Raw genomic sequence first — 23,965 nt, 5'->3', positions numbered from 1 at the left:
CGGTGCCCGCCTTCTCACCTCGAGACTATGCTGATCTTGTCACTGCCGCGGCGTTTCCCGGTCGGCTCTCTCGCCGTTCCTTCCCCGTGCTCCCCCGTGCGGCGTCGCGGGGCCGCCTGCGTCCGGCACCGTCCGCGTTCTCGCCTGCGGCGCGGCGGGGCCCTCCCCGTCCGGCGCCTGCCACGGCGCCTGCGGCGTCCCCGTCTGCGGCGCGGCGGGGATCTCCGCGCCCGGCGTCGTCCACGGCGTCGCCCGCACCTCCGCCTGCGGCGCCTGACCGGCCTCGCCGTGCGGCGCCCCGCCGTCCCGGCCCCCGCGTTCCGGGCGGTCCGCCTCCTCCGCCTCCTCCGCCCCGGCGGCCTGGGGCGCCTGAGCGCCGAAGTGGGCGGCCTGCAGCCGGCATCCGGCGAAGTCGGCGTAGTGCAGCCGGAGCCAGCCGCGGCGCTGGGTCTCGGACAGGGCGGAGAACCACGCGGCGGCGTACTGGTGCTCGGGCAGCGGCCCGCCGGGCAGCGGCTCGCCGCGCAGCCAGGCGGTCACGATGTCGCGGTAGCCGCCGGCCGGCGTGCCGTCGCATTTCTCCGCCAGGCTCTCCACGAACTCGCCGGCCGCCCGGTCCGCGAACCCGGTCGCCAGGTCGTCCACGTGCACCGGAACCGCGCCCGGCGCGAGGGAGGTGTCGTCGTGCCGGGGGCGCTGCTCCACCCGGGAGAACTCGCCGGGCGTCCCGGCCAGCCGGGAGGCGATCTTGATGAAGGCCGAGCCGAGCTCGTCCAGGCCGTTGCGCATCCCCGGGTGCACGCACACCCGGATCGGCCACTCCTGGCAGCTGTAGACGACCCGCTCCGCCGCCACGGGCCGCGGGTCGTCCAGCAGCCTGGCCACGCCGGTCCCGGCGGCCAGGACCGCGAGCAGCGCGGCGGCCAGCACGAGGGTCTGGCGGGTCACGACCGCGGCCCAGCCGAGCAGCAGCGCGGCGCTGACGCCCACCAGCCAGAGCGTCTGGTCGGTGAAGGCCGCCGAGCTCAGTCCCTGGAACAGGTCGTACGGCTCCCGCGTGGCGGGCACGAGCCGGTCGGTCCAGGCCGACCTGCCGGCCAGCCAGCTGAACAGCGCGTAGCAGCCGAGCCCGGCGAGGGCGGGGGTGATCGTCCAGGGCAGCAGCCAGCCCGTCACCCAGCCGATGGTGACGTACAGCGCCAGCCCGGCCACGCTCATGATCAGGCCGCTGGGCAGCAGCCGGCCCGCCTGCTCGGTGAGCATCGTCCTGACCGCCAGGACCAGCACGGTGGCGGTGAAGGAGCCCATGACGACCACCAGGATCGCCAGCGGCGCACGCACCGCCTGCCAGGCGGTCAGCGCCCGGCCGCCGGTCCCGCGCCGCCTGCGGACCGCCACCCAGGCGGCGAAGGCGGCGGCCACCGGCCCGGTGATCCGGAGCGAGCCGATGAGCGCGACGACGATGTTCTCCCACGCGCTGACGCCTGGGATGAGGACGCTCCACGCAGTGACCACACCGAGCACGAGCAGGACGGCGACCGCCACCAACGCGCTCTGCTGGAGTTCCTCGCGTGAAACGCCCCTGTGATCACGCACCGTGGGGCGTGGGCAGGGCCCACGCCGCGTCGACCGGGCAGAAGACCGGGTCGAGATCGGTATGGCATCCGAACGCGTCCGGATTTTCGTTCATCAAGCACCCCCCGTGCCGTGAATGTGCGGAGCCGATCCCCTGGGCATCCGGCCCGGCCCGCTTCCCCCGCAGGCCGGACTGAGTCCGCGTGGCTCTTGGCCACGGCCTCACCATTCGATGTGGGAACCATAACTGAGTGTGACGTTTGCTGCCCGGGTTCTCGCCGAAGCCGCCGTTCTGGTCGCTGTACGTATACGGATGAACCGGGACGAGGCCGCGCTACCGTAGCCCTGTGGCTACCGGTCAGCTGAACTTGCCGTTCGACCCCATCGAACGCGCCGCGGACACGTGGCGTGCTCGCTTCGGGCCGTCCTCGGCCATGGCCGCGGTCACCTCGATCATGAGAGCGCACCAGATCCTGTTGGCGCAACTGGACACGCTACTCAAACCGCATGACTTGACCTTTGCCCGGTACGAGGCGCTGGTTTTGCTCACCTTCAGCAAGACGGGGGCCTTGCCGCTGTCCAGGATCGGCGAGCGGCTGATGGTGCACCCGACGAGCGTCACGAACACCGTCGACCGCCTGGAGCGGGCCGGGCTGGTCCGCCGCAGGCGCAACCCCCGGGACGGCCGGGGGGTGCTGGCGGAGATCACCGACCGGGGCCGGGAGGTCGTGGAGCGGGCGACCGAGGCGCTGATGGGCGCCGACTTCGCCATGACGATGTACGGCGAGGCCGAGCTGGAGCAGATGTTCGAGCTGCTCAGGACCCTGCGGGTCGCCGCAGGGGACTTCGAGGGCTGAGCGGGGCAGGGACTGCTTCCCGGGAGGTCTGGCCAAGAAATACTAGGACGTCCTAGTATTTTTTCGAGGCCACAAGCCGGACGAATGGAGCAGGCGATGGACGCCGAGGAGATCGAGGCGGGACGGGCGCGCTGGCAGGCGCGGTTCGACAGGGCCGCCAAGCGCGAGTCCGAGTTCCGGACCCTCTCCGGCCTGGAGGTGGAGCCGGTCTACGGGCCCTCCGGGGACGACCCGCGGTTCGGGCGCATCGGCTGGCCGGGGGAGTATCCCTTCACCCGGGGCCTGCACCCCACCGGCTACCGGGGCAAGGCCTGGACCATCCGGCAGTTCGCCGGCTTCGGCAACGCCCGGCAGACCAACGAGCGCTACAAGATGATCCTGGGCGCCGGCGGCGGCGGACTGAGCGTGGCCTTCGACATGCCGACCCTGATGGGTCGCGACTCCGACGACCCGCGGTCCCTCGGAGAGGTCGGCCACTGCGGGGTGGCGATCGACTCCGCGCTCGACATGGACCTGCTCTTCGACGGCATCCCGCTCGGCGACACCACCACCTCGATGACGATCAGCGGCCCGGCCGTCCCGATCTTCTGCATGTACGTCGTCGCCGCCGAGCGGCAGGGCGTCCCGGCCGGAAGGCTCAACGGCACGCTCCAGACCGACATCTTCAAGGAGTACATCGCGCAGAAGGAGTGGCTGTTCGCCCCCGAGCCGCACCTGCGCCTGATCGGCGACCTGATGGAGTTCTGCGCCGCCGAGATCCCGGCCTACAAGCCGCTCAGCGTCTCCGGCTACCACATCCGCGAGGCCGGCTCCACGGCCGCGCAGGAGCTGGCCTTCACCCTGGCCGACGGGTTCGGCTACGTGGAGCTCGGCCTGTCGCGCGGGCTCGACGTCGACGTCTTCGCCCCCGGCCTGTCGTTCTTCTTCGACGCGCACATCGACTTCTTCGAGGAGATCGCCAAGTTCCGCGCCGCCCGGCGGATCTGGGCCCGGTGGCTGCGCGACGTCTACGGCGCCAGGACGGACAAGGCGCAGTGGCTGCGCTTCCACACCCAGACGGCCGGGGTCTCGCTGACCGGGCAGCAGCCGTACAACAACGTGGTCCGCACCGCGATCGAGGCGCTGGCGGCCGTGCTGGGCGGGACGAACTCGCTGCACACCAACGCGCTGGACGAGGTTCTCGCGCTGCCCACGGAGAAGGCCGCCGAGATCGCGCTGCGCACCCAGCAGGTGATCATGGAGGAGACCGAGGTCGTCAACGTCGCCGACCCGCTCGGCGGATCCTGGTACGTCGAGGCGCTGACCGACCGCATCGAGGCGGAGGCCGAGGCGATCTTCGCCAGGATCCGGGAGATGGGCTCCGACGGCTCGATGACCTCCGGCATCCTGCGCGGGATCGAGGACGGCTGGTTCATGTCCGAGATCGCCGAGGCGGCCTTCGACTACCAGCGCAAGCTGGAGAAGGGCGAGAAGCGGATCGTCGGGGTGAACTGCCACACCGCCTCCATCGACGAGCCCCTGGAGATCCTGCGGGTGAGCCACGAGGTCGAGCGCGAGCAGAACCGGGTCCTGGCCGAGCGCCGCGCGGCCCGCGACCGGGCGGCCGTGGACGCCTCCCTGGCCGAGCTGGTCCGGATCGCCCGGGGCGAGGGCAACATGATCCCGGCCATGCTCGGCGCGGTCCGCGCCGAGGCCACGCTGGGCGAGATCTGCGACGCCCTGCGCGACGTCTGGGGCGTCTACACCGAGCCCGCCCGTTTCTGACTGTGCTGACGGGCCGCGCCCCGCACGGCCGGCTCGGGGGCGGGCGGCCGGCGCCTTCCCCCCGACGCCCGCCCGCCGCCCGCCCGCCGCCTGCCCGCTCCGCTCCCCGGTCCGGTGCACCGGCGCCCCCTCGCGGGCGCCGTGGCCCGTGACGGGCCCGTGATGCGGCAGGATTGGGGACATGAGCCCAGCGGACTTCACTCGACCCGGATCGCTCTACGGTGCCGTGGACCTCGGCGCGCGCAAGCAGGCGCTGGAGGCGCAGGCACGGCGGGAGACCGCCGCGCAGCAGAGCGGAGGCGTTCCGGCGCAGGTCATCGATGTCGACGACGCCACCTTCTCGGCCGAGGTCGTCGAGCGTTCCATGAACAGCCTGGTGCTGCTCGAGCTCACCGTCACCCGTGCCGAGCAGGCCAGGCAGTACAGCCTGCTGCTGGAGAAGCTGGCCGCGGAGAACGCGGGCCGGTGGACGCTGGCCCGGGTGGACGTCGAGGTCAGCCAGCAGATCGCCCAGGCGCTCCGGGTGCAGAACGTGCCCGCCCTGTACGCCATCTTCCAGGGCCAGCCGGTGGCGGTGGTGCCCGGCATCGCCACCGAGCCGCAGTTGCGCGACTGGCTGTCCCAGCTCATGGAGGCCCTGGCCCAGTACCTGCCGCCGCCCTCCGAGGAGGACGGGGCCGAGGGCCGGCCGGAGGAGCCCCCGGTGGACCCGGACGTCCTCGCCGCCGAGCAGGCCGTCGACGCCGGTGACCTCGACGCCGCCGCGGCCGCCTACCAGCGGCTGCTGGCCCGCTCGCCGAACCACGAGGACGCGAAGCTGGGCCTGGCGGGGCTCGGTCTGATCCGGCGGACCCAGGACGTCGACCCCGCCGACGTGGAGCGCCGCCTGGGCGACCCGGCCGACATCGGGGCGCAGCTCCTGGCCGCGGACTTCGAGCTGCTCTCCGGCGAGGTGGACGCCGCCTTCGACCGCCTCGTCGGGGTCGTGCGCCGGACCGCGGGCGACGACCGCGACCGGGTGCGGGTGCACCTGCTCGGCCTGTTCGACACGCTCCCGGCGGACGACCCGTCCGTCGCCAGGGCCCGCAGGAACCTCGCCTCCGCCCTGTTCTGAGCCCGCGTAACCGCGGAACGCGTAATCGCGGGACAAAAGTGTCATACGGGTACGGTTTTACGGGCATGAACGAGGTATGCGGGTCGTCACCATCTCCGCCACGTACGGCACCGCCGGCAGCGTGATCGGCCCCGCGGTGGCCGATCGCCTCGGCGTGCCCTTCGTGGACCGGGCGATCCCCGGGGCGGTGGCCGAGGAGCTCGGCTGCACGCTGGAGGAGGCGCTCGCCCACGACGACCGCTCCGAGCACGGGCTCGGCTGGCTGCTGTCGGGAGCCGTACGGCTCCCGACGGCCACGTTCGGCGGCGTCGACGTCTACCTGCCGGGCTCCATGCCCCTGCCCCCCGAGGACTTCGTCACCCACACCGAAGGGGTGATCAGGCAGATCGCGCGGGACCGCGGCGGGGTGATCCTCGGCCGCGCGGGGGCCCTCGTCCTGGCCGGCCACCCCGGCGCCCTGCACGTCCGCCTGGACGCCCTGCAGAGCCGGCGGATCCTGCGGACGGCGGAGGCCGGCGGGATGAGCGCCCGCGAGGCGCGCAAGCTGGTGGAGGAGAACGACCGGGCGCGCACCGCCTACGTCCGCCACTTCTACCGGACCGACCCCGCCTCGCCCACGCTGTACCACCTGGTCCTCGACAGCACGACCATCCCGGTGGACGCCTGCGTGGAGCTGATCGCCACCGCGTCGGCGGCCCTCGGCTGACTCCCGGGGCGCGGACACCCGCCCGGGAGTGGCACGATGGGAGGACCCCCGAACCTGGTCGGTCGCGAAGGAGCGGATTGACGGTGGCCACAGTGCCGAGCGTGTCGTACTCCATCACCGTGCGCCTGGAGGTGCCGGCCGGCGGCAAGGCCGTCAGCCAGCTCACCCACGCCGTCGAGTCCGCCGGAGGTGTGGTCACCGCGCTCGACGTGACCACCGCCGGCCACGAGACCCTGCGCATCGACGTCACCTGCGCCGCGCGTGACACCGACCACGCCCAGGCAATCGTCGACAAGCTCGACGTCGTCGAGGGCGTCGTCATCCACAAGGTCTCCGACCGGACCTTCCTCATGCACCTCGGCGGCAAGATCGAGATGAAGTCGAAGGTGCCGCTGCGCAACCGCGACGAGCTCTCCATGGCCTACACGCCCGGCGTCGCCCGGGTCTCCATGGCGATCGCCCGCAACCCCGAGGACGCCCGCCGCCTGACGATCAAACGCAACAGCGTCGCCGTGGTCACCGACGGCTCGGCCGTGCTCGGTCTGGGCAACATCGGCCCGGCCGCCGCGCTGCCCGTCATGGAGGGCAAGGCCGCGCTGTTCAAGCGGTTCGCCGACATCGACGCCTGGCCGATCTGCCTGGACACCCAGGACGTCGACAAGATCGTTGAGATCGTCCGCTGCATCGCCCCCGGCTTCGGCGGCATCAACCTGGAGGACATCTCGGCGCCGCGCTGCTTCGAGGTGGAGCGGCGGCTGCGCGAGCTGCTGGACATCCCGGTCTTCCACGACGACCAGCACGGCACCGCGATCTGCGTGCTGGCCGCGCTGACCAACGCGCTGCGCGTGGTCGGCAAGGACCTGTCCGGGGTCCGCATCACGCTCGCCGGGGCCGGTGCGGCGGGCACGGCCGTGCTGCGCCTGCTGCTCGCGGCCGGCGCGCGCAACGTGATCGTCTGCGACTACCGGGGCGCGGTGCACCTGGGCCGCGACGACCTGGACGACTCGCTGCGGTGGATCGCCGGCCACACCAACGCCGAGGGGTACTCCGGCGACCTGCGCGGCGCGGTCAAGGGCGCCGACGTGTTCATCGGGGTCTCCGCCCCCGGCATCCTCAACGGCGACGACATCGCCACGATGGCCGAGGACGCCGTGGTCTTCGCCCTGGCCAACCCCGAGCCCGAGGTCTCGCCCGACGACGCCCGCGAGCACGCCGCCGTGGTGGCCACCGGCAGGTCCGACTACCCGAACCAGATCAACAACGTGCTGGCCTTCCCGGGTGTCTTCCGCGGCCTGCTCGACGCCCAGGCCAGCGTGGTCAGCGAGGAGATGCTGCTGGCCGCGGCCCGCGCCCTGGCCGCGGTGGTCACCGCCGAGGAGCTCGGCCCGAACTACATCATCCCCAGCGTGTTCCACCCGGACGTGGCGGGCGCCGTCGCGGCGGCCGTGCGCGAGTCGGCCGGGGGCCGGGCCCGCACCGGCATGACCGAGGCGTAGGCGGCGCGACCGGGGGCGGGCGCCGCCCCGGCGGGCGTTCCACCGCTTTTCACGGAAGGCCGCGCCGCGACCGCGCGTCCGGGAGGGCGAGATGGGGGGTGGGGCGGCGCAACCGGGCTTCCACCCATCATGATGGAGGGATGGCGGAGGCGATCTATGTTGGGGCGCTGCTGGTGGCCACACCGAAGCTCGAGGATCCCAACTTCCGGCGCTGCGTGGTCCTGATCCTCGAGCACGATCTCGAGGGGGGCACCCTCGGCGTGGTGCTCAACCGGCCGAGCGACATCGCGGTGACCCAGGTGCTGCCCACCTGGGACGCCCTGGTCACCGGCCCGTCCGTGCTCTTCCAGGGCGGTCCGGTCCAGACCGACAGCGCCCTGGCGCTGGCCGCGGTCCCGAGCGGGCAGGAGCCCCTGGGCTGGCGGCGGCTGCACACCGGCACCGCGGCGGTCTCCCGGCTGGGCACCGTCGACCTCGACGCCCCGCCGGAGATCCTCGCCGGGGAGATCGCCCAGATGCGGATCTTCGCCGGCTACGCGGGATGGACCGCCGGGCAGTTGGAGGCGGAGATCGCGGAGGGCGCGTGGTACCTGGTGGACGCCGAGCCCGGCGACACCTTCCACGACGACCCCGGCTCCCTGTGGCGGGCGGTGCTGCGCCGCCAGCGCGGCGAGCTCGCCTACGTGGCGACCTGCCCCGACGACCCCTCGATGAACTGACCGCCGCGGCGGGCGCCTCCGCACGGCCGGCGCCCGCCGCGGGGCGCCGGTGGACCGGCCGGGGGTCCGCCGCGACCGGGCGGGAGCCGGTCGTCAGCCCCCGGGCCGCGCCGCGTCGGCGCCGCTCCGGGGCCGGTCCCAGCCGGGGCGGAGGGAGCGCTCGGCCAGGGCGAGGATCTGCTCCAGGCGCTCGCCGAAGGCGGGCAGGTCCTGCGGGCTGCGGGGGTGGCAGGACTCGAAGCCGACCCGGGCCACGGCGGTGAACAGGGAGACCGCGAAGTGGGGCAGGAGGTCGTCGGGGGAGGTGCTCTCGCGCCGGGCGATCTCGGCGATCAGCCGCCGCTCGTTCTCCATCATCCGGCGGATGCTCCCGGCGAAGAGCGCGGGGGTGCTCTCGACGAGCTCGCGGGTCTTGAGGAACCTCGCGGTCTCGGTCAGGTCCCCCTCCTGCAGCGCGGTGACGACCGCGCGCATGGCGTGGCCGAGTGCGACGAAGGGCGGCTCCTCGGCGGGACGGGCGGCCAGTTCCCTCAGCATCACCTCCTGCCCGTCGACGGGAGAGGAGAGCGCGACGTCCTCCTTGGTCGCGAAGTAGCGGAAGAACGTGCGGGGCGAGACGTCCACGGCGGCCGCGATCTGGTCGACGGTGGTGGCCTCGTAGCCTTGGGCGGCGAAGAGGTCGAGGGCGGCGTCGATCAGTGCCAGCCGCGTCTTGCGCTTCTTGCGCTCCCGCAGTCCGGGCTGGTTCATGGCTGTCACCTCCTCGCAACGTAGGGTTCACAGTCTGCCATAAGTCATGTACTGCCCAATAAAAGGATTTGTCATCTGTCAGCGGCTGACATAAATTACCTGAGCTGACATCCCAAGGTGGGATCTATCGAATCGATGAGGGGGACCCTTCCATGGCCAACGCCAAGACGGCGGTGGCGTCACCGCCGCCATCCGGACCGGGCACATCGTCCAGGCAGGGTCACCCTTGGCTCACTCTGCTGGCGGTCTCGCTCGGCGTGATGATGGTGATGCTCGACGGCACGGTCGTCGCCATCGCCAACCCCGTGATCGGTGAGGAGCTCAAGGCCTCCCTCGCCGACCTGCAGTGGGTGACCAGCGGCTACCTGCTGGCGCTCGCGGTCTTCCTGATCACCGCGGGCAAGCTCGGCGACCTGTTCGGGCACAAGCGGATCTTCATGATCGGCATCGCCGGTTTCGCGCTCACCTCGCTCGCGATCGGCCTGAGCGACTCCATCGGCATGCTGATCGCCTTCCGCGTGCTCCAGGGCCTGTTCGGCGCGCTGCTCCAGCCCGCCGCCCTCGCCCTGCTCCGCGCCGCCTTCCCGGCCGAGAAGCTCAACATGGCGATCGGCATCTGGGGCGCCACGATCGGCCTGTCCAGCGCGGCCGGCCCCATCGTCGGCGGCCTGCTGGTGGAGAACGTCAACTGGCAGTCGGTCTTCTTCATCAACGTCCCGGTCGGCATCGTCGCGCTGATCGTCGGCATGCTCGTCATCAGGGAGAGCAGGGCGGAGTCCCTGTCCAAGGTCGACTGGCTCGGCGTCGTGCTGCTCTCGGGCGCCATGTTCTGCCTGATCTGGGCGATCATCAAGGCCCCCGAGTACGGCTGGGGCGACACCGCGACGCTCGCCTTCCTCGCCGGGGCCGTGGTGCTCGGAGCGGCGTTCGTCTGGTGGCAGGGCAAGGCCGCCGAGCCGCTGGTCCCGCTGAGCCTGTTCGGCAACCTGTCGGTCTCGGTCGGCACCGTGCTGATGGTGCTGATGGCGTTCTCGATGTTCGGCGCGATGTTCTTCCTCACGTTCTACTTCCAGGGCGTGCACGGCCTGGACCCGCTGGACGCAGGCATCCGCATGCTCCCGATGAGCGCGGGAATGATCGTCGCCTCGCCGCTGGCGGGTGCGGCGATCAGCAAGTTCGGCCCGAAGATCCCGATCGCGGTGGGCATGGTGATCACCGCCACGGCGATGTTCCTCCTGTCCCGCCTGGGCCTGGAGGACGGCTACATGGCCAGCGCGGTCCCGTTCGTGCTGCTGGCCTTCGGCCTCTCACCGGTCATGGTCGGCGCCACCGAGATCATCGTGGGCAACGCCCCCGAGGAGCTCAGCGGCGTCGCCGGAGGCATGCAGCAGTCGGCGATGCAGGTCGGCGGCTCGCTGGGCACCGCGGTGCTCGGCGCGATCGTCGCGGGCAGGGTGGGCGACGTGCTCCCGGGCCACTGGAGCGCGGCCGGGCTCCCGGCGCTGCCTCCGGAGCAGATGGCGGGCGTCACCCAGGCCGCGTCCTTCGCCGAGGCGCCCGTCCAGCCCGGCACGCCCGAGGCGGTGGCCCAGGCGATCACCGGGGTGGTGAACTCCTCCTTCCTGGAGGGCATGCAGCTCGGCTTCCAGGTCAGCACCGGTGTGGCGATCCTCGCCGCGCTGCTCGCGCTGGTCGTCAAGGCCGGCCGCAAGACCGAGGGCGCCCCGGTCCACATGGGCTGACCCGCGCCGCTCCCGCGACGGCTCCCGCTCCCGGTACGGCTCCCGCCGCCGCCCGGCGGGAGCCGTACCCGTTTCCGGGACCGTGCCGGTGGGCGGCCCGGGGCGGCGCGCGCATAAACTCGGGAGGGTGAGCACGAAGATCCTTCCTGAGAGCGACGTACGGCCGGACCTGTCGCACGGCGACGGCGACCACGAGCGGTTCGCCCACTACGTCGAGAAGAACAAGATCATGGAGAGTGCGCTCAGCGGCATCCCGGTGCGCGCGCTCTGCGGCAAGGTCTGGGTGCCGAACCGCGACCCGCAGAAGTTCCCGGTCTGCCCCGAGTGCAAGGAGATCTACGAGGGCCTGCCCAAGGGCGAAGACGGCAACAACGAGTGAGTGTTGCTCACGGGTGATCGCCGCCGATGAGGCTACGGTCGGGATGTCGCTGAGAAGCGACATCCGGCCAGGTCGGATGGCTTATCGGGGGAGTCATGGTTTCGCGCGCGATCGCCGTCGTCTCGGCATGCCTGCTCGCCGCGGGCACCGCGCCCCCGGGGGCGGGCACCGCCCCTGACGGACCCCCGGGGACGTCCGCGGCTCCGGCGGACGCCGTTGCTCCGGTCACCGTCGTGGCTCCGGCACGGTTCCCGGCGGCGGTCCCGGAACGGGCGGCCCTTCCGGTGCGGGCGGCCGCCCCGCCGGGCGCGGCCGTCTCCGCGGCGGGCCCGGCCGGCTGCCCGGTCGCCGCGCGGGCCGCGTCTCCGGGCCGGGGGCCCGAGCCCCGCGCGCCCGGGCCGGAGCAGGTCGCGGAGATGATCGCGGCCCTGGACGCGCGCCGACCGGTGCTCCGCCGGGCGGCCTGGACCCCGGTCACCGTCCCGACCTGGGTGCACGTGATCACCGACGGCGCCCAGGGCGCCCCGGACGGCGCGGTGCAGCGGCAGCTGGCCGTCCTCAACGACGCCTACGGCGGCCGGTTCGGCGGGGCCGACACGGGCATCCGGTTCCGGCTCGACGGCCTCACCCGGACCGAGAACCCCGCCTGGTTCCGGGACCCGATCACCCACGAGCGGGAGATGAAACGCCTGCGCAGGGGCGGCTCCGGCACGCTCAACCTCTACGTCGCGCAGCTCGGCCGGCTGGTGCTCGGCTACTCCACCTACCCGCACTGGTACGCCGCCGAGCCCCGGCTCGACGGCGTGGTCGTCGACTGGCGCAGCCTGCCCGGCGGGTCGCTGCGCGACTTCGACCTCGGCTACACCGGGGTCCACGAGATCGGCCACTGGCTGGGGCTGCTGCACACCTTCGAGAACGGCTGCCGGGCTCCCGGGGACGCGGTCGCCGACACGCCGCCGGAGGCCCACCCCACCATGGGCTGCCCGGCGGGCAAGGACACCTGCCCGGGAGACGGCCCGGACCCGGTCCACAACTTCATGGACTACTCCCACGACGCCTGCATGTCCGCGTTCACCAGAGGGCAGGCGGCCCGGATGCAGGACTCGTGGGCCGCGTACCGGCGGGACGAAGGGGACATTACCCTTGACGGGTGACAGCACCGAAGACACTTGACGCTCCATACGAACCGCCCCGGATCTTCGGTCCGCTCTACCGCACGGCCTCGCTCGGCATCCTGCTCGTCGTCACGCTGATCGCCTTCGAGGGCATGTCCATCAGCACGGTCATGCCCGCCGTCTCCGAGGCCCTCGACGCGCTCGACCTGTACGGCATCAGCATCTCGGCCTTCCTGATCGCCGGCCTGTTCGCCAACGTGGTCGCCGGACTCTGGTCCGACCGACGGGGCCACGCGGTGCCGTTCCTGCTCGGCGTGGGCCTGTTCACGGCGGGCATGGCCCTGGCCGGAGCGGCCTGGTCCAAGGAGGTCTTCATCGCCGCCCGCGTGGTCCAGGGGCTGGGCGGCGGCTCCGCCATCGTCGCGATCTACGTCATGATCGCCCGGGTCTACGCCCCCGAGGCCCGGCCCAGGATCTTCGCCGCGCTCTCGGCGGCCTGGGTGCTGCCCGCTCTGGTCGGTCCCGGCGTCAGCGGGATCATCGCCGGCACGGTCGGCTGGCGCTGGGTCTTCTACGGGATCGTCCCGCTGGTGGTCCCCGCCCTGGTGATGCTGCTTCCCGCGCTGCGCGGAGACGGGGGCGAGACTCCGGCCCCCGGCTCCGGCTCCGCCCCCGGATCGGGCCCCCGCTCCCGGCCGCTGCCGATGACCCTGGCGGCCCTGGCGACGGCCGTCGGCGCCGGGGTGCTGCTCGCCGGGGCGGACCGGCTGCACACCGACCCGGTGACCGGCGGGATCGCCACCGCGGCGGGCCTGGCCGCCCTCGCCGCGGGACTGCCCCGGCTGCTGCCGGCGGGCTCGCTCAGGTTCGGCAGGGGGCTGCCCACCACGATCATGATGCGCGGCGTCCTCGCCGCGGCGTTCTTCGGGGTCAACTCCTACATCCCGCTGGTGCTGGAGAAGGAACTCGGCTTCGGCCTGGCCCAGGCCGGGATCGCACTCACCGTCGGCGCCCTCGGCTGGAGCACCGGCTCCTACCTGCAGGCCCGCCGCGAGTGGGACCGCGCCCTGCTGGTCCGGCTGGGCGCCGCCGCCGTCACCGCGGGCATCCTGCTGACCGGGCTCGGGCTCGTCCCGGGGCTGACCGGCTGGCTCATGGCCCCCGCCTGGCTGGTCGCCGGGCTCGGCATGGGCGTCAGCATGCCCAGCGTGAACGTCACCGCCATGCGGCAGTCGCCCGACGCCGAGCAGGGCGCGAACTCCGCCGCCCTGCAGGTCGTCGACACCCTGGGCAGCGGGCTCACCATCGGCTTCGGCGGCGTGCTGGTCAACCTGATCGGCCACGACGACATCGCCACCGGCTATCTCACGATCGTCGCCCTGATGGCGGTGATCGGGCTGGCCGGCGCGGCCGCCGCGGGCCGCATGCGCGACGCCTCCTGACCTTCGCCCCATATCGGTGATCGCCTCTGGCCGGATCCCCGCGGCCGGTGCATGGTAGGACGGGAGTGCGCTGACCGCCGGGAGGAGGATCCTTGGACGAACCGCCCCGCCGGAAGCGGCCGCCGCACGCGCCCCCGAGCAGGGTACGGCCGCTGCGGGAGCCGCCGGGGGAGCCTTCCCCGGGAGAGCCCCGGCCGGGGGGCCCGCGGCCGGGGGAGCCTCCGCCGGCCTGGCCGCCGCAGGGGTCTCCGCACCGGGCGCCGCCCGGGGAGCCGGGGTGGAGCGCCGCGCTGCCCGGCCGGGCGCGTCCCTACGAGGCGTCCGGCGATGACGACCTGCCGCCCTCGGCCCGCTGGTACGGCACGCCCGCCACGCCGCCCCGGCGCCGGGTCCCGCGCCGCCTGCGCCGCCTCCTGCTCGGCGCGCTCGCCCTGGCGGCCTGCGCCGCGGTGGCCGTCGCCGCGGGCGTCCTGGCGCTGCGGACCCTGCCCTCCGCCGACCCGCCCGCGCGGGTGAGCGACCCGGCCGCGGGCGTCGGCTACCCGCTGCCCGCCGGGTGGCGGCAGGGCGCGGTGCCGCCGGTCACCGGGTTCACCTCGGCGGCCGGCGACGGCGCGGCGGTGACGGTGCTGGTCGGACCGGGGGAGCCGGCCGCCGACCCGCGCGAGGCCGCGGTCGGTCTCGCCGACCTGTACGGCAGGCTGCTGCTCCACGGCGACGAGGTGGAGGTCGACGACGACCGGCCGGTCGCCGCCGGCGGGTGGACCGGGCACAGCCGCACCCTCCGGGCGGAGTACCGCGACGTGGTCAACGGCCCGGCGTATCTGCGTGTGGTGTTCCTCACCGGGCCGGGCGGGCCCCCGGTGGTCGTGGTCGCGGTGGCCAAGCCCGACGGCCCCGGGGTGCGCGCCGGGATCGAGGCGGTGGTCGCCGGCATCCGCAGGGCGTGACGGCGGCCCGCCCCGCGCGCCCGCGGAACGCCTGGTGAGGGGGCGCGCGGGGCGGCGGGAGGGGACAGGCGGGCGCAGCCGTACCGGGTCGTGGGGCCCCTAGCACGAGGAGATGACCTTGACGAGGATCTCGGGCGACCGGCACGTCCTGTCGGCGATGGCGATTAGTCTGGGGAAATTGTGAGTGAGCGAAGCGAGCGAGCCATCAGACACAGCGGTGTTGCGAACGCCCCGACGGGCCTGCGGGTGAGGAGGGGCGCATGAGCACCTTCGCCGCCTCCCACCTCTCCCCCTCGTTCCCCGACCGGGCCGCCTGGGGGACCGCGCCGAAGCTGCGCGCATGGCAGCAGGAGGCCTTCGACCTCTACAGCAGGCGCGAGCCGCGCGACTTCCTGGCGGTCGCCACGCCGGGCGCGGGCAAGACGACATTCGCGCTGCGCATCGCGAGCGACCTGCTCTCCCGGGGGATCGTCCGGGCGATCACGATCGTCACCCCCACCGAGCACCTCAAGCAGCAGTGGGCCGACGCCGCCGGGAGGGCCGGCATCGCGATCGACCCCGAGTTCAAGAACAGCCAGGGCGCGACCTCCCGCGACTACGCCGGGGTGGCGGTCACCTACGCGCAGGTCTCGATGCACCCGGCGCTGCACCGCGCCCGGACCGAGGCCCGCAAGACACTGGTGATCTTCGACGAGATCCACCACGCGGGCGACGCCAAGTCCTGGGGCGACGGCGTGCGCGAGGCGTTCGAGCCCGCCGCGCGACGCCTGGCGCTGACCGGCACCCCGTTCCGGTCCGACGTCAACCCGATCCCGTTCGTGACCTACGCCGAGGACGGCGAGGGCGTGCGGCGCAGCGTCTCCGACTACTCCTACGGGTACGGCCCGGCGCTCGCCGACGGCGTCGTCCGGCCGGTCATCTTCCTCGCCTACTCCGGCGAGATGCGCTGGCGGACGCGGGCGGGCGACGAGATCGCCGCGACGCTCGGCACCCCGCTCACCAAGGACCAGCTCGGCCAGGCGTGGAAGGCCGCGCTCGACCCCAAGGGCGACTGGATCCGGCAGGTGCTGCACGCGGCCGACCGGCGCCTGACCGAGGTGCGCAGGGGCGTTCCCGACGCGGGCGGCCTGGTGATCGCCACCGACCACGAGACGGCCCGCGCCTACGCCCGGCACATCCGCACGATCACCGGCCAGGGCGCCACGGTCGTGCTCTCCGACGACCCCGAGGCGTCCAAGAAGATCAAGCAGTTCTCGGCGTCGCAGGAGCGCTGGCTGGTCGCGGTCCGGATGGTCTCCGAGGGCGTCGACATCCCGCGCCTGGCCGTCGGCGTCTACGCCACCAGCACCTCGACGCCGCTGTTCTTCGCCCAGGCCGTCGGCCGCTTCGTCCGGGCGCGCAAACGCGGCGAGTTCGCCTCGGTCTTCCTGCCGTCGGTGCCCAACCTGATGGGCCTGGCCGGGGAGATGGAGGCCGAGCGCGACCACGTCCTCGACCGCAAGCTCCCCGAGGAGGGGCTCGACGACTTCCTCGTCGAGGACGCCAACCGGAAGAAGGACAACCCCGATGTCGTCGGCGACGAGCTGCCGTTCGAGACGCTGGAGGCGGTCGCCACCTTCGACCGGGTGCTGTTCGACGGCGGCGAGTTCGGCGCCGCCGCCGAGCCCGGCTCCCCGGAGGAGGAGGACTTCCTCGGCCTGCCCGGACTGCTGGAGCCCGACCAGGTCCGGACCCTGCTGAGCAAACGCCAGTCCGACCAGCTCAAGGCCAAGCGGAAGGCGCCTGAGCCCAAGGAGCCCCAGCTCGCCCCGCACGAGCTGATCGCCAACCTCCGCAAGGAGCTCAACGGCCTGGTCGGCGCGTGGAACCACCGGACCGGCCAGCCCCACGGCGTCATCCACGCCGAGCTCCGCCGCGCCTGCGGGGGCCCCGCCATCGCCCAGGCCACCGCGGAGCAGGTGCAGGAGCGGATCGACAGGATCCGCCTCTGGGCCACCCAGCGCTCCCGGTAGCCGGACCCGGAGACCCCTCCGGGCCCCGGGCGCTCTGAGGGGCCTCCGGGTCCGGTGCGGGTCAGCGCAGGGCGACGGGACGGCCGGTGCGCCCGTCGACGGCCGTGAGCTCGCTCCGGCCCGGCAGCGGCGGATCGAACCGGAGCTCGGCGGAGGCCGTCCCGCCCGCCACGGTCACCGGGACCGTCCGGGCCCCGGCGGGTGCAGGGCCCGTCCCCTCGTGCAGCCACACCCTGATCCTGTGGTTCCTGCGCTGGAGGACGACGGTCGCGGTGCCGCACTCGTCCGCCGCCGCCGTCCAGGAGAGCGTCACGGCCCGGAGCCCGTGCTTCTTCCTGGTCGGCCTCACCTGCTCGGGAACGGGCGGCCGGGCCGAGCAGGCGGGCGCGGCCGGTTCTGGCGGTGCGGCGGACACGGGACGGGAGAGCGGGGCCGGTGACCCGGTCTCCGGAACGAGCCAGAACGTGGCGGCCTCCAGCCCGGCGAGCACGAGCAGGCCGCCGAGCCGGGCCGGACCGCGGCCGCGGCCGCGGACCAGCAGCCACACGCACACCGGAGCCGCGAGCAGCCACAGGACGCCGAGCAGGAGCATACGAGTCACCACCGTGAGGTTGAGGATCGCGACTCTCCGTCATACTCCTGTCCCATCCGGTGGTGGCTGCGTTTACCTCTTCATTGACACAGGGTGATCGATTGCATGCCTGCCGTAGTCGAATCCTGTAGCGTTCCCACGTCATCGGCCCCGCCCCCTCCAGGTGCCACTCGGGTACTCTCGGAAAGAGGACACATGATCGACGAGATCATCCGCGCGAAGATCAGGGAAGAAGTCGTGGAGTACATGGCTCCCGTAATCGGGCAGATCCTGGTGAAGATGGACACTCTCGCAACCAAGAAGGATCTTGAGAGGTTCGCCACCAAGGAAGACCTCAACGAGGTCAAGCGGGATGTCGCGGTCCTCAAGACGGATGTCACGGGCCTGAAGGCGGATGTCGCGGGCCTGAAGTCGGACATGGTCGAGGTCAAGCGGGATGTCGCGGGCCTGAAGTCGGACATGGTCGAGGTCAAGCAGGATGTCGCGGGCCTGAAATCGGATGTCGCGGGACTGAAGGAGGACTTCGGGACCATGGACGGGAAGCTCGACCGGATCATCCACCTCCTGGGGATGCCCCCGGCGGCCTGACGCCGCCTCAGGCGGAACGGACCACCGGGGCGCCGCTCAGGAGGACTCCGGCGGAGTCGAGCTCGGCGACGGCGGCCTCGGTGGTCTGGCGGGCGACGCCCGCGGTCAGGTCCAGCAGCACGTGGACGGCCAGGTTGTTCTCCACCGCGTCCAGGGCCGTGGCCCGCACGCAGTGGTCGGTGGCGATGCCGACCACGTCCACCGCGTGCACATGACGCTCGGCGAGCCAGTCCGCCAGGCGCACGCCGTCGGCGGAGGCGCCCTCGAAACCGCTGTAGGCGGCCGAGTGGGCGCCCTTGCTGAACACCTCCTCCACGCGCCCGGTGTCGAAGGCGGGGTGGAAGTCCGCGCCCGGGGTCCCGGCCACGCAGTGCGCGGGCCAGGAGAGCACGAAGTCGGGTTCGGCGGCGAAGTGGTCGCCCGGGTCGACGTGGTAGTCGCGGGTGGCCACGACGTGGTCGTAGGGGTGGGAGGAGGCGTGCCGGGAGATGGCGGCGGCCACCTCGGCGCCGCCGCCCACCGCGAGGCTGCCGCCCTCGCAGAAGTCGTTCTGGACGTCGACGATGATCAGCGCGGTTGCCATGGTGCTAGTCAAACACGGTCGGCAGCGCCACGTCGCCCCGGGAGAGCTGGTGGGCGACGGCGGGAAGCTCCGCGAAGGCGCGGCGGTGGCGGGCGCGGGCCTCGTCCAGGCTCTCGCGGCCCACGATCTCGCCGTCGCGGACCAGCTCGGCCTGGAGGGGGCGGGCTCCGGCCGGCCGGTCGCCGGAGGTCGTCACCAGCTCGGCGACGGCCGTACCCGACTCGTCGAGCTCGCGGAAGGCCTCCTTGCGTCCGCCCCGGCTCGGCTTGCCGACCGACTTCTTGGCCACCGGGCGCATGACGCCGGAGGCGTCCTCGCGGGCGACGAGCTTGTAGACGAGGGCGGCCGTGGGGGAGCCGGAGCCGGTGACAAGTGAGGTGCCGACGCCGTAGCCGTCCACCGGGGCGGCGGCCAGCGCCGCGATGGCGTGCTCGTCGAGGTCGCTGGTGACCAGGATGCGGGTGCGGTGCGCGCCCAGCGCGTCGAGCTGCGCGCGCACCTCGTGCGCGGCCTCGCCCAGGTCGCCGGAGTCGAGCCGGACCGCGCCCAGCTCCGGTCCGGCGAGCTCCACCGCGGTCCGTACGGCCTGCGCCACGTCGTAGGTGTCCACCAGGAGCGTGGTGCCCGTGCCGAGCGCGTCGAGCTGGGCCCGGAAGGCCTGCTCCTCCGAGTCGTGCAGCAGGGTGAACGCGTGGGCGGCGGTCCCCGCCGTCGGCACGCCGTACACGCGGCCGGCCATCAGGTTGGAGGTGGCGGCGAACCCGCACAGGTACGCGGCGCGGGCGGCGGCCACCGCGGACGCCTCGTGGGTGCGCCGGGAGCCCATCTCGATGATCGGCCGGGACCCCGCGGCGTGGACCATCCGGGAGGCGGCCGTGGCGATCGCGCAGTCGTGGTTGAGGATCGACAGGATGAGCGTCTCCAGCAGCACGGCCTCGGCGAACGTGCCCTCGACAGTGAGGATGGGGGAGCCGGGGAAGTAGCAGTCGCCCTCGCGGTAGCCGTACACCCGGCCGGAGAAGCGGTAGCCGGCGAGGAAGTCCAGGGTGGGGCCGTCCACCACGTTGCCGTCCCGCAGGAAGGCGAGCTCGTCCTCGCCGAACCGGAAGCCCTCCAGCGCGTCCAGCACCCGGCCGGTGCCGGCGACCACTCCGTAGCGCCGCGCCCCGGGCAGCCGCCGGGCGAAGACCTCGAAAACGGCGCCCCGGCAGGCGGCGCCGCTGCGCAGCGCCGCCTGCAGCATCGTCAGCTCGTAGTGATCCGTCAGCAACGCACTGCTCATGCTCATCGTCACGAGTCGAAGACTAGGCCCGGAGTAGGGCAGACTGGGGAACGTGGGTGGCACTGCTCCGATGGAGGTCGCGCGTCCGGCGATGGACGTGCGGCCCGATCTGCCGTGGCTGACCATCGTCTGGAACGACCCGGTCAACCTGATGTCGTACGTGACGTACGTCTTCCAGACCGTGTTCGGCTACTCCAAGGAGAAGGCGGAGAAGCTGATGCTCGACGTGCACCGCAAGGGCAAGGCCGTGGTCTCCAGCGGCACCCGTGAGGAGATGGAGCGCGACGTGCAGATCATGCACTCCTACGGCCTGTGGGCCACCGTGCAGAAGCAGTCGTGAGCAGCGGGTTCACGGCGGGCCCCGAGGGCTCGGTGATCGCCGACTTCGACCCGGCGGAGGTCGCGGTCCTGCGCTCGCTGATGGCGCAGATCCTCGACCTGGTCGAGCCGGGCACGACCGGTGACGACCCGCTGGAGCGGGCGCTGGGCATCGGCCCGTCCGAGCAGTCCGACGACCCGGTGCTGGCCCGGCTGTTCCCCTCCGCCTACGAGGACGACGAGCTGTCGGCCGAGTTCCGCCGCTACACCGAGGCGACCCTGCGCGACGGCAAGCGGGCCGACGCGCAGACCATGCTCGACAGCGCCGCGCCCGGCCGGGTGGAGCTCACCGGCGAGCAGGCGCAGGCGTGGGTGCGGGCGCTGAACGACGTACGGCTCGCGCTCGGCACCCGGCTGGAGGTGACCGAGGAGCTCCACGAGGAGCTCTCCGGGCTGCCGGAGGACGACCCCCGCTACCCCGCCTACCTCACCTACGACTGGCTCACCTACCTCCAGGACAGCCTCGTCCGAGCCCTTTGGTAGCTTCCAGACATGCTCACGATCTCGAAGGAACTGGTCGACAAGATCATTGAACATGCCCGGGCCGACCACCCGGACGAGGCCTGCGGGGTGATCGCGGGTCCGCTGGGCTCCGACACGCCCGTCCGGTTCGTCCCGATGGAGAACGCCGAGCGCTCGCCCACCTTCTACCGTTTCGACTCCATGGAGCAGCTGAAGGTCTGGCGCGAGATGGACGACCGCGACGAGGAGCCGGTGGTCATCTACCACTCCCACACCGCGACCGAGGCCTACCCCTCCCGCACCGACATCAGCTACGCCTCCGAGCCGAACGCCCACTACGTGCTGGTCTCCACGCGCGAGGAGCTGCGGGAGAGCGTGGAGCTGCGGTCCTACCGAATCGTCGACGGAGTGGTGACCGAGGAGGAGGTCGAGATCGTCCCGGCGTGACGTCCGCCACGTGATACGGCCGTGAGGGACGATGACCGCTTTGGGTAGACTGGCCACCATGCCGACCGCCGATCCGACCCACGAGGACGTCGTGTGCGCGCGTCCCGGCGTCCGGGTCCGCCAGGCCGGCCTCGCACCCGTGCAGAACTTCCTGTTCGGGCACACGCCGTTCTCCGTCGTCTACGACTGTCGCTGAGCCGCAGTCCTGGAATCCCCCTCCCGCCTCCGGTGTTCTGATCCGGTGGCGCCCCCGACGACACAAGGAGACTGACTCGCGATGGCCATCGAGGTTCGCATCCCCACCATCCTGCGCACGTACACCGACGGCGCCAAGGCCGTGGACGCCAAGGGCGCCACGCTCCAGGAGCTGATCGGAGACCTGGAGGCCCGCCACCCGGGCCTGCAGGACCGCCTGATCGAGCAGGGCGCGCTGCGCCGCTTCGTGAACGTCTACCTGAACGACGAGGACGTGCGCTTCCTCGGCGGCCTGGAGACCCCGGTGGCCGACGGCGACACCGTCACCGTCCTGCCGGCCGTGGCCGGCGGCGCGCGCTGACACGGAGCGGAAACCACTCCTCATGCGCTTCGAATCGCTGATCGACTCGGTCGGCCGCACCCCCCTGGTCGGACTGCCCCGCCTCTCGCCCTCGGCGGACGTGCGGATCTGGGCCAAGCTCGAGGACCGCAACCCGACCGGGTCGATCAAGGACCGGCCCGCGCTGTGGATGATCGAGCAGGCCGAAAAAGACGGGCTGCTCAGGCCCGGCTGCACGATCCTGGAGCCCACCAGCGGCAACACCGGCATCTCGCTGGCGATGTCCGCCAGGCTCAAGGGCTACAAGCTGATCTGCGTGATGCCGGAGAACACCTCCGAGGAGCGCCGCCAGCTGCTGCGCATGTGGGGAGCGGAGATCATCTCCTCCCCGGCGGCCGGCGGCTCCAACGAGGCGGTCCGGGTCGCCAAGGGCCTCGCCGCCGAGAACCCGTCGTGGGTGATGCTCTACCAGTACGGCAACCCGGCCAACTGGCGCTCCCACTACGAGACGACCGGCCCGGAGATCCTGGCGGACCTGCCGACGGTCACCCACTTCGTCGCCGGGCTCGGCACCACCGGCACCCTGATGGGCGTCGGCCGGTTCCTGCGCGAGCACGTCCCCGGCGTCAGCATCGTCGCGGCCGAGCCGCGCTACGGCGAGCTGGTGTACGGCCTGCGCAACGTGGACGAGGGCTTCATCCCCGAGCTCTACGACCCCGACGTGCTGACCACCCGCTTCTCCGTCTCCTCGGGCGACGCCCTGCGCAGGACCCGGGAGCTGCTGGCCGCGGAGGGCATCTTCGCGGGCGTCTCCACCGGTGCCGCCCTGCACGCCGCCCTGGGCATGGCCGCCAAGGCGGTCAAGGCCGGGCAGCGGGCCGACATCGCGTTCGTGGTGGCGGACGGCGGATGGAAGTACCTGTCCACCGGCGCCTACGAGGGCACCCTGGACGAGGCCGAGGAGCGCCTGGAAGGCCAGCTCTGGGCCTGACCTCCGCCGCTGTCCGGCCGCGTCGCACTCCAGCAGGGGGCGCGCAGCCGGTTCCCGGCCAGAGTGACCGACGAAGCCCCCGGCAACCGCCGGGGGCTTCGTCGGTCACAGGGGCGGCGGTGCCCGCCGACGGTTATCCGAACGGCACCGCGGGCTAGTCGAACTCGCCGGCCTTCACGCCGTTCAGGAAGGCGTCCCACTCGCTGGGAGTGAAGACGAGCTTGGGGCCGTTGGGGTTCTTGCTGTCACGGACACCTCTCCGGCCGCCGGACAGTTGGGCGACCTCGACGCAGTCGCCACCGTTGCTGGATGACCGGCTGGACTTGCGCCATGCCGCCTCTGCCAGCTCCCGGCTCAGGTCGTTCATTGAACCATCTCCTCGATCAGCTTCAGTGACGCACGCTTGGTCAGTGCCTCGGCGCGGATCACCTCGTATCGGTAGCTTAGGGTCGCTACCTCCTCCGTACGGTCGGTCACCTGTCCGTGCTGAGCCGAGTCCATGTAGGCCACATCGGCCATCCCTGGAATCTCCGCCAGGACGAATCCGCCGGACAGACCAGTCGTCGCACCGGAGTTGAGGGGGACGACCTGGACCGTGATGTTGGGCTGTTGCGCTGCCTCGGCAAGGTGTTCGATCTGCCTCGCCATCACGTCCTCGGAGCCAACGGGGTGGCGCAAGACTCTCTCGTCAAGGACCACCCACAGGATAGGCGGGTTGGCGCGGGACAATATCCCCCTGCGATCTATTCGTGCGGCTACATTCTCGTCCAACTGTGCGGGGGTGACCCCGGGTTCTCCGCTCAGCATGATGCGGGCGTACTCCTCGGTCTGGAGGAGACCGGGAACCACCAGCGGCTGCCAGGTGCGCAAGACCTTCGCTTCGCGTTCGATCTCCACCCATGGGCGGAACCATTCGGGCAAGCGGCCCCCCATGGCATCGGTCATGTCATAGAGGCCGATGAGCGCATCGTCCAGCTTCAGAGCCGAATCCACCGCTTCGACGAACTTCCGGGTCGGCTTGCGGTGCCCGTTCTCGACCATGCTGATCTGACTCTCTGACCAGCCGATCCGTTTGGAAAGTACTTTTTGGCTGGTTTCTGTGGATTCTCTAATTCGACGCAGCTCGGCGGCGAAGTAGGCGCGAGGTGATACGGAGGGATCAAAGCCATGGGGGACGCTCATGCCATTCCTCTCCAGCCAGGCCACAGGGGGTTCACTGATTCTGTGTGGTGACTGTGCCTCATATTCTTCTATCGAGCATAGCTTTCGTTTGGGAAGGTGAGAAGGCCAAGTCAGCAGCCTGCAACCAGCACGGACAGGAGGCTGATCAGCCAGCGCCCCCGTCATGCAGGCGGGCCGAAGGGTATCCCCATGAAACCGGAGAGGCTTAAAGGTGACTGTTCAGGTTCCGTCTTCGTGCATGGCCTGCGCATGACCCCGCCCGTGGGATGATCTCCGAGTGACTTCGACCGGGGGTGGGCGGCCG

At 72.1% G+C, this 23,965-nt stretch carries 26 protein-coding genes; 19 read left to right on the top strand and 7 right to left on the bottom strand.

The genetic code is table 11. The features are described 5' to 3' along the window. Positions 1–39 precede the first annotated feature (39 nt). Entirely contained in the window at positions 40–1,545 is a 1,506-nt protein-coding gene (locus FHS22_RS23300; protein WP_184944832.1) for a hypothetical protein, read from the bottom strand. Between the two features lie 392 nt (positions 1,546–1,937). On the opposite strand from FHS22_RS23300, the gene FHS22_RS23295 reads away from it, so the two are divergent. The 6 genes from FHS22_RS23295 (at position 1,938) to FHS22_RS23270 (ending at position 8,231) form a co-directional block, all read left to right on the top strand. Next, on the top strand, positions 1,938–2,432 hold the full coding sequence (locus tag FHS22_RS23295; RefSeq protein WP_184945057.1) for a MarR family winged helix-turn-helix transcriptional regulator: 495 nt from the start codon (positions 1,938–1,940) through the stop codon (positions 2,430–2,432). Between the two features lie 96 nt (positions 2,433–2,528). Beyond that, positions 2,529–4,196 (top strand): coenzyme B12-dependent isobutyryl-CoA mutase large subunit, encoded by a 1,668-nt coding sequence (locus FHS22_RS23290; protein WP_184944830.1) that lies wholly within the window; start codon positions 2,529–2,531, stop codon positions 4,194–4,196. A 181-nt stretch (positions 4,197–4,377) separates the two neighbouring features. Further along, complete coding sequence (locus FHS22_RS23285; protein WP_184944828.1) at positions 4,378–5,310, top strand: tetratricopeptide repeat protein; 933 nt, start codon at positions 4,378–4,380, stop codon at positions 5,308–5,310. 76 nt (positions 5,311–5,386) lie between these two features. Continuing rightward, entirely contained in the window at positions 5,387–6,016 is a 630-nt protein-coding gene (locus FHS22_RS23280) for a cytidylate kinase-like family protein (protein WP_184944826.1), read from the top strand. 83 nt (positions 6,017–6,099) lie between these two features. Further along, a complete protein-coding gene (locus FHS22_RS23275; RefSeq protein WP_184944825.1) occupies positions 6,100–7,512 on the top strand; it encodes a malic enzyme-like NAD(P)-binding protein in 1,413 nt (470 codons plus the stop codon). Between the two features lie 140 nt (positions 7,513–7,652). After that, positions 7,653–8,231 (top strand): YqgE/AlgH family protein, encoded by a 579-nt coding sequence (locus FHS22_RS23270; protein ID WP_184944823.1) that lies wholly within the window; start codon positions 7,653–7,655, stop codon positions 8,229–8,231. A 93-nt stretch (positions 8,232–8,324) separates the two neighbouring features. Here FHS22_RS23270 and FHS22_RS23265 read toward each other — a convergent pair whose 3' ends face one another. Continuing rightward, a complete protein-coding gene (locus tag FHS22_RS23265) occupies positions 8,325–8,981 on the bottom strand; it encodes a TetR family transcriptional regulator (protein WP_184944822.1) in 657 nt (218 codons plus the stop codon). Positions 8,982–9,133: 152 nt separating this feature from the next. Between FHS22_RS23265 and FHS22_RS23260 the strand changes: the two genes are divergently transcribed. The 6 genes from FHS22_RS23260 (at position 9,134) to FHS22_RS23235 (ending at position 16,621) form a co-directional block, all read left to right on the top strand. Further along, complete coding sequence (locus FHS22_RS23260) at positions 9,134–10,723, top strand: MFS transporter (protein ID WP_184944820.1); 1,590 nt, start codon at positions 9,134–9,136, stop codon at positions 10,721–10,723. A 127-nt stretch (positions 10,724–10,850) separates the two neighbouring features. Beyond that, positions 10,851–11,102: a DUF3039 domain-containing protein gene (locus tag FHS22_RS23255; protein WP_184944817.1), complete on the top strand. Its 252-nt coding sequence runs from the start codon at positions 10,851–10,853 to the stop codon at positions 11,100–11,102. 95 nt (positions 11,103–11,197) lie between these two features. Then, the gene (locus tag FHS22_RS23250; protein WP_184944815.1) at positions 11,198–12,256 is read left to right on the top strand and encodes a zinc metalloprotease; all 1,059 of its coding nucleotides are present in this window, start codon (positions 11,198–11,200) and stop codon (positions 12,254–12,256) included. Beyond that, entirely contained in the window at positions 12,253–13,659 is a 1,407-nt protein-coding gene (locus FHS22_RS23245; RefSeq protein ID WP_184944813.1) for an MFS transporter, read from the top strand. Before FHS22_RS23250 ends, FHS22_RS23245 begins: the two co-directional genes overlap by 4 nt. A 92-nt stretch (positions 13,660–13,751) precedes the next feature. Beyond that, positions 13,752–14,609, top strand: coding sequence for a hypothetical protein (locus FHS22_RS23240; RefSeq protein WP_184944811.1), 858 nt, complete (start codon positions 13,752–13,754; stop codon positions 14,607–14,609). 260 nt (positions 14,610–14,869) lie between these two features. Beyond that, complete coding sequence (locus tag FHS22_RS23235; RefSeq protein WP_184944810.1) at positions 14,870–16,621, top strand: DEAD/DEAH box helicase; 1,752 nt, start codon at positions 14,870–14,872, stop codon at positions 16,619–16,621. A 61-nt stretch (positions 16,622–16,682) separates the two neighbouring features. Here the strand turns inward: FHS22_RS23235 and FHS22_RS23230 are convergent, their stop codons facing one another. Beyond that, a complete protein-coding gene (locus FHS22_RS23230) occupies positions 16,683–17,222 on the bottom strand; it encodes a hypothetical protein (RefSeq protein WP_184944808.1) in 540 nt (179 codons plus the stop codon). Positions 17,223–17,408: 186 nt separating this feature from the next. Between FHS22_RS23230 and FHS22_RS23225 the strand changes: the two genes are divergently transcribed. Then, positions 17,409–17,801 (top strand): hypothetical protein, encoded by a 393-nt coding sequence (locus tag FHS22_RS23225; RefSeq protein ID WP_184944807.1) that lies wholly within the window; start codon positions 17,409–17,411, stop codon positions 17,799–17,801. A 7-nt stretch (positions 17,802–17,808) separates the two neighbouring features. Here the strand turns inward: FHS22_RS23225 and FHS22_RS23220 are convergent, their stop codons facing one another. After that, complete coding sequence (locus FHS22_RS23220) at positions 17,809–18,384, bottom strand: isochorismatase family protein (RefSeq protein WP_184944805.1); 576 nt, start codon at positions 18,382–18,384, stop codon at positions 17,809–17,811. A 4-nt stretch (positions 18,385–18,388) separates the two neighbouring features. Beyond that, on the bottom strand, positions 18,389–19,672 hold the full coding sequence (locus FHS22_RS23215) for a nicotinate phosphoribosyltransferase (RefSeq protein WP_221474001.1): 1,284 nt from the start codon (positions 19,670–19,672) through the stop codon (positions 18,389–18,391). A 64-nt stretch (positions 19,673–19,736) separates the two neighbouring features. On the opposite strand from FHS22_RS23215, the gene clpS reads away from it, so the two are divergent. The 6 genes from clpS (at position 19,737) to FHS22_RS23185 (ending at position 22,479) form a co-directional block, all read left to right on the top strand. Then, positions 19,737–20,006, top strand: coding sequence for an ATP-dependent Clp protease adapter ClpS (gene clpS, locus FHS22_RS23210; RefSeq protein ID WP_184945056.1), 270 nt, complete (start codon positions 19,737–19,739; stop codon positions 20,004–20,006). Further along, positions 20,003–20,527: a DUF2017 domain-containing protein gene (locus FHS22_RS23205; protein ID WP_184944801.1), complete on the top strand. Its 525-nt coding sequence runs from the start codon at positions 20,003–20,005 to the stop codon at positions 20,525–20,527. The genes clpS and FHS22_RS23205 overlap by 4 nt, the downstream gene beginning before the upstream one ends. 9 nt (positions 20,528–20,536) lie before the next feature. Beyond that, positions 20,537–20,953, top strand: coding sequence for a M67 family metallopeptidase (locus FHS22_RS23200; RefSeq protein ID WP_184944799.1), 417 nt, complete (start codon positions 20,537–20,539; stop codon positions 20,951–20,953). Positions 20,954–21,011: 58 nt separating this feature from the next. Beyond that, on the top strand, positions 21,012–21,149 hold the full coding sequence (locus FHS22_RS23195) for a hypothetical protein (RefSeq protein ID WP_184944797.1): 138 nt from the start codon (positions 21,012–21,014) through the stop codon (positions 21,147–21,149). Positions 21,150–21,230: 81 nt separating this feature from the next. Then, on the top strand, positions 21,231–21,509 hold the full coding sequence (locus tag FHS22_RS23190; protein WP_184944795.1) for a MoaD/ThiS family protein: 279 nt from the start codon (positions 21,231–21,233) through the stop codon (positions 21,507–21,509). A 22-nt stretch (positions 21,510–21,531) separates the two neighbouring features. Further along, positions 21,532–22,479, top strand: a complete 948-nt coding sequence (locus FHS22_RS23185; RefSeq protein ID WP_184944793.1) for a PLP-dependent cysteine synthase family protein — start codon at positions 21,532–21,534, stop codon at positions 22,477–22,479. 154 nt (positions 22,480–22,633) lie between these two features. Here the strand turns inward: FHS22_RS23185 and FHS22_RS23180 are convergent, their stop codons facing one another. Then, the gene (locus FHS22_RS23180) at positions 22,634–22,846 is read right to left on the bottom strand and encodes a DUF397 domain-containing protein (RefSeq protein WP_184944792.1); all 213 of its coding nucleotides are present in this window, start codon (positions 22,844–22,846) and stop codon (positions 22,634–22,636) included. Then, a complete protein-coding gene (locus tag FHS22_RS23175; protein ID WP_184944790.1) occupies positions 22,843–23,661 on the bottom strand; it encodes a helix-turn-helix domain-containing protein in 819 nt (272 codons plus the stop codon). Before FHS22_RS23175 ends, FHS22_RS23180 begins: the two co-directional genes overlap by 4 nt. Between the last annotated feature and the right edge of the window lie 304 nt (positions 23,662–23,965).

Origin of the sequence: Thiemannella venezuelensis (assembly GCF_014203605.1) — a bacterium.
Lineage (GTDB): Bacteria > Actinomycetota > Actinomycetes > Streptosporangiales > Streptosporangiaceae > Planomonospora_A > Planomonospora_A venezuelensis.
Note: the sequence above shows the minus strand (reverse complement) of the source record. Positions and strands in the feature narration are given on the sequence as shown.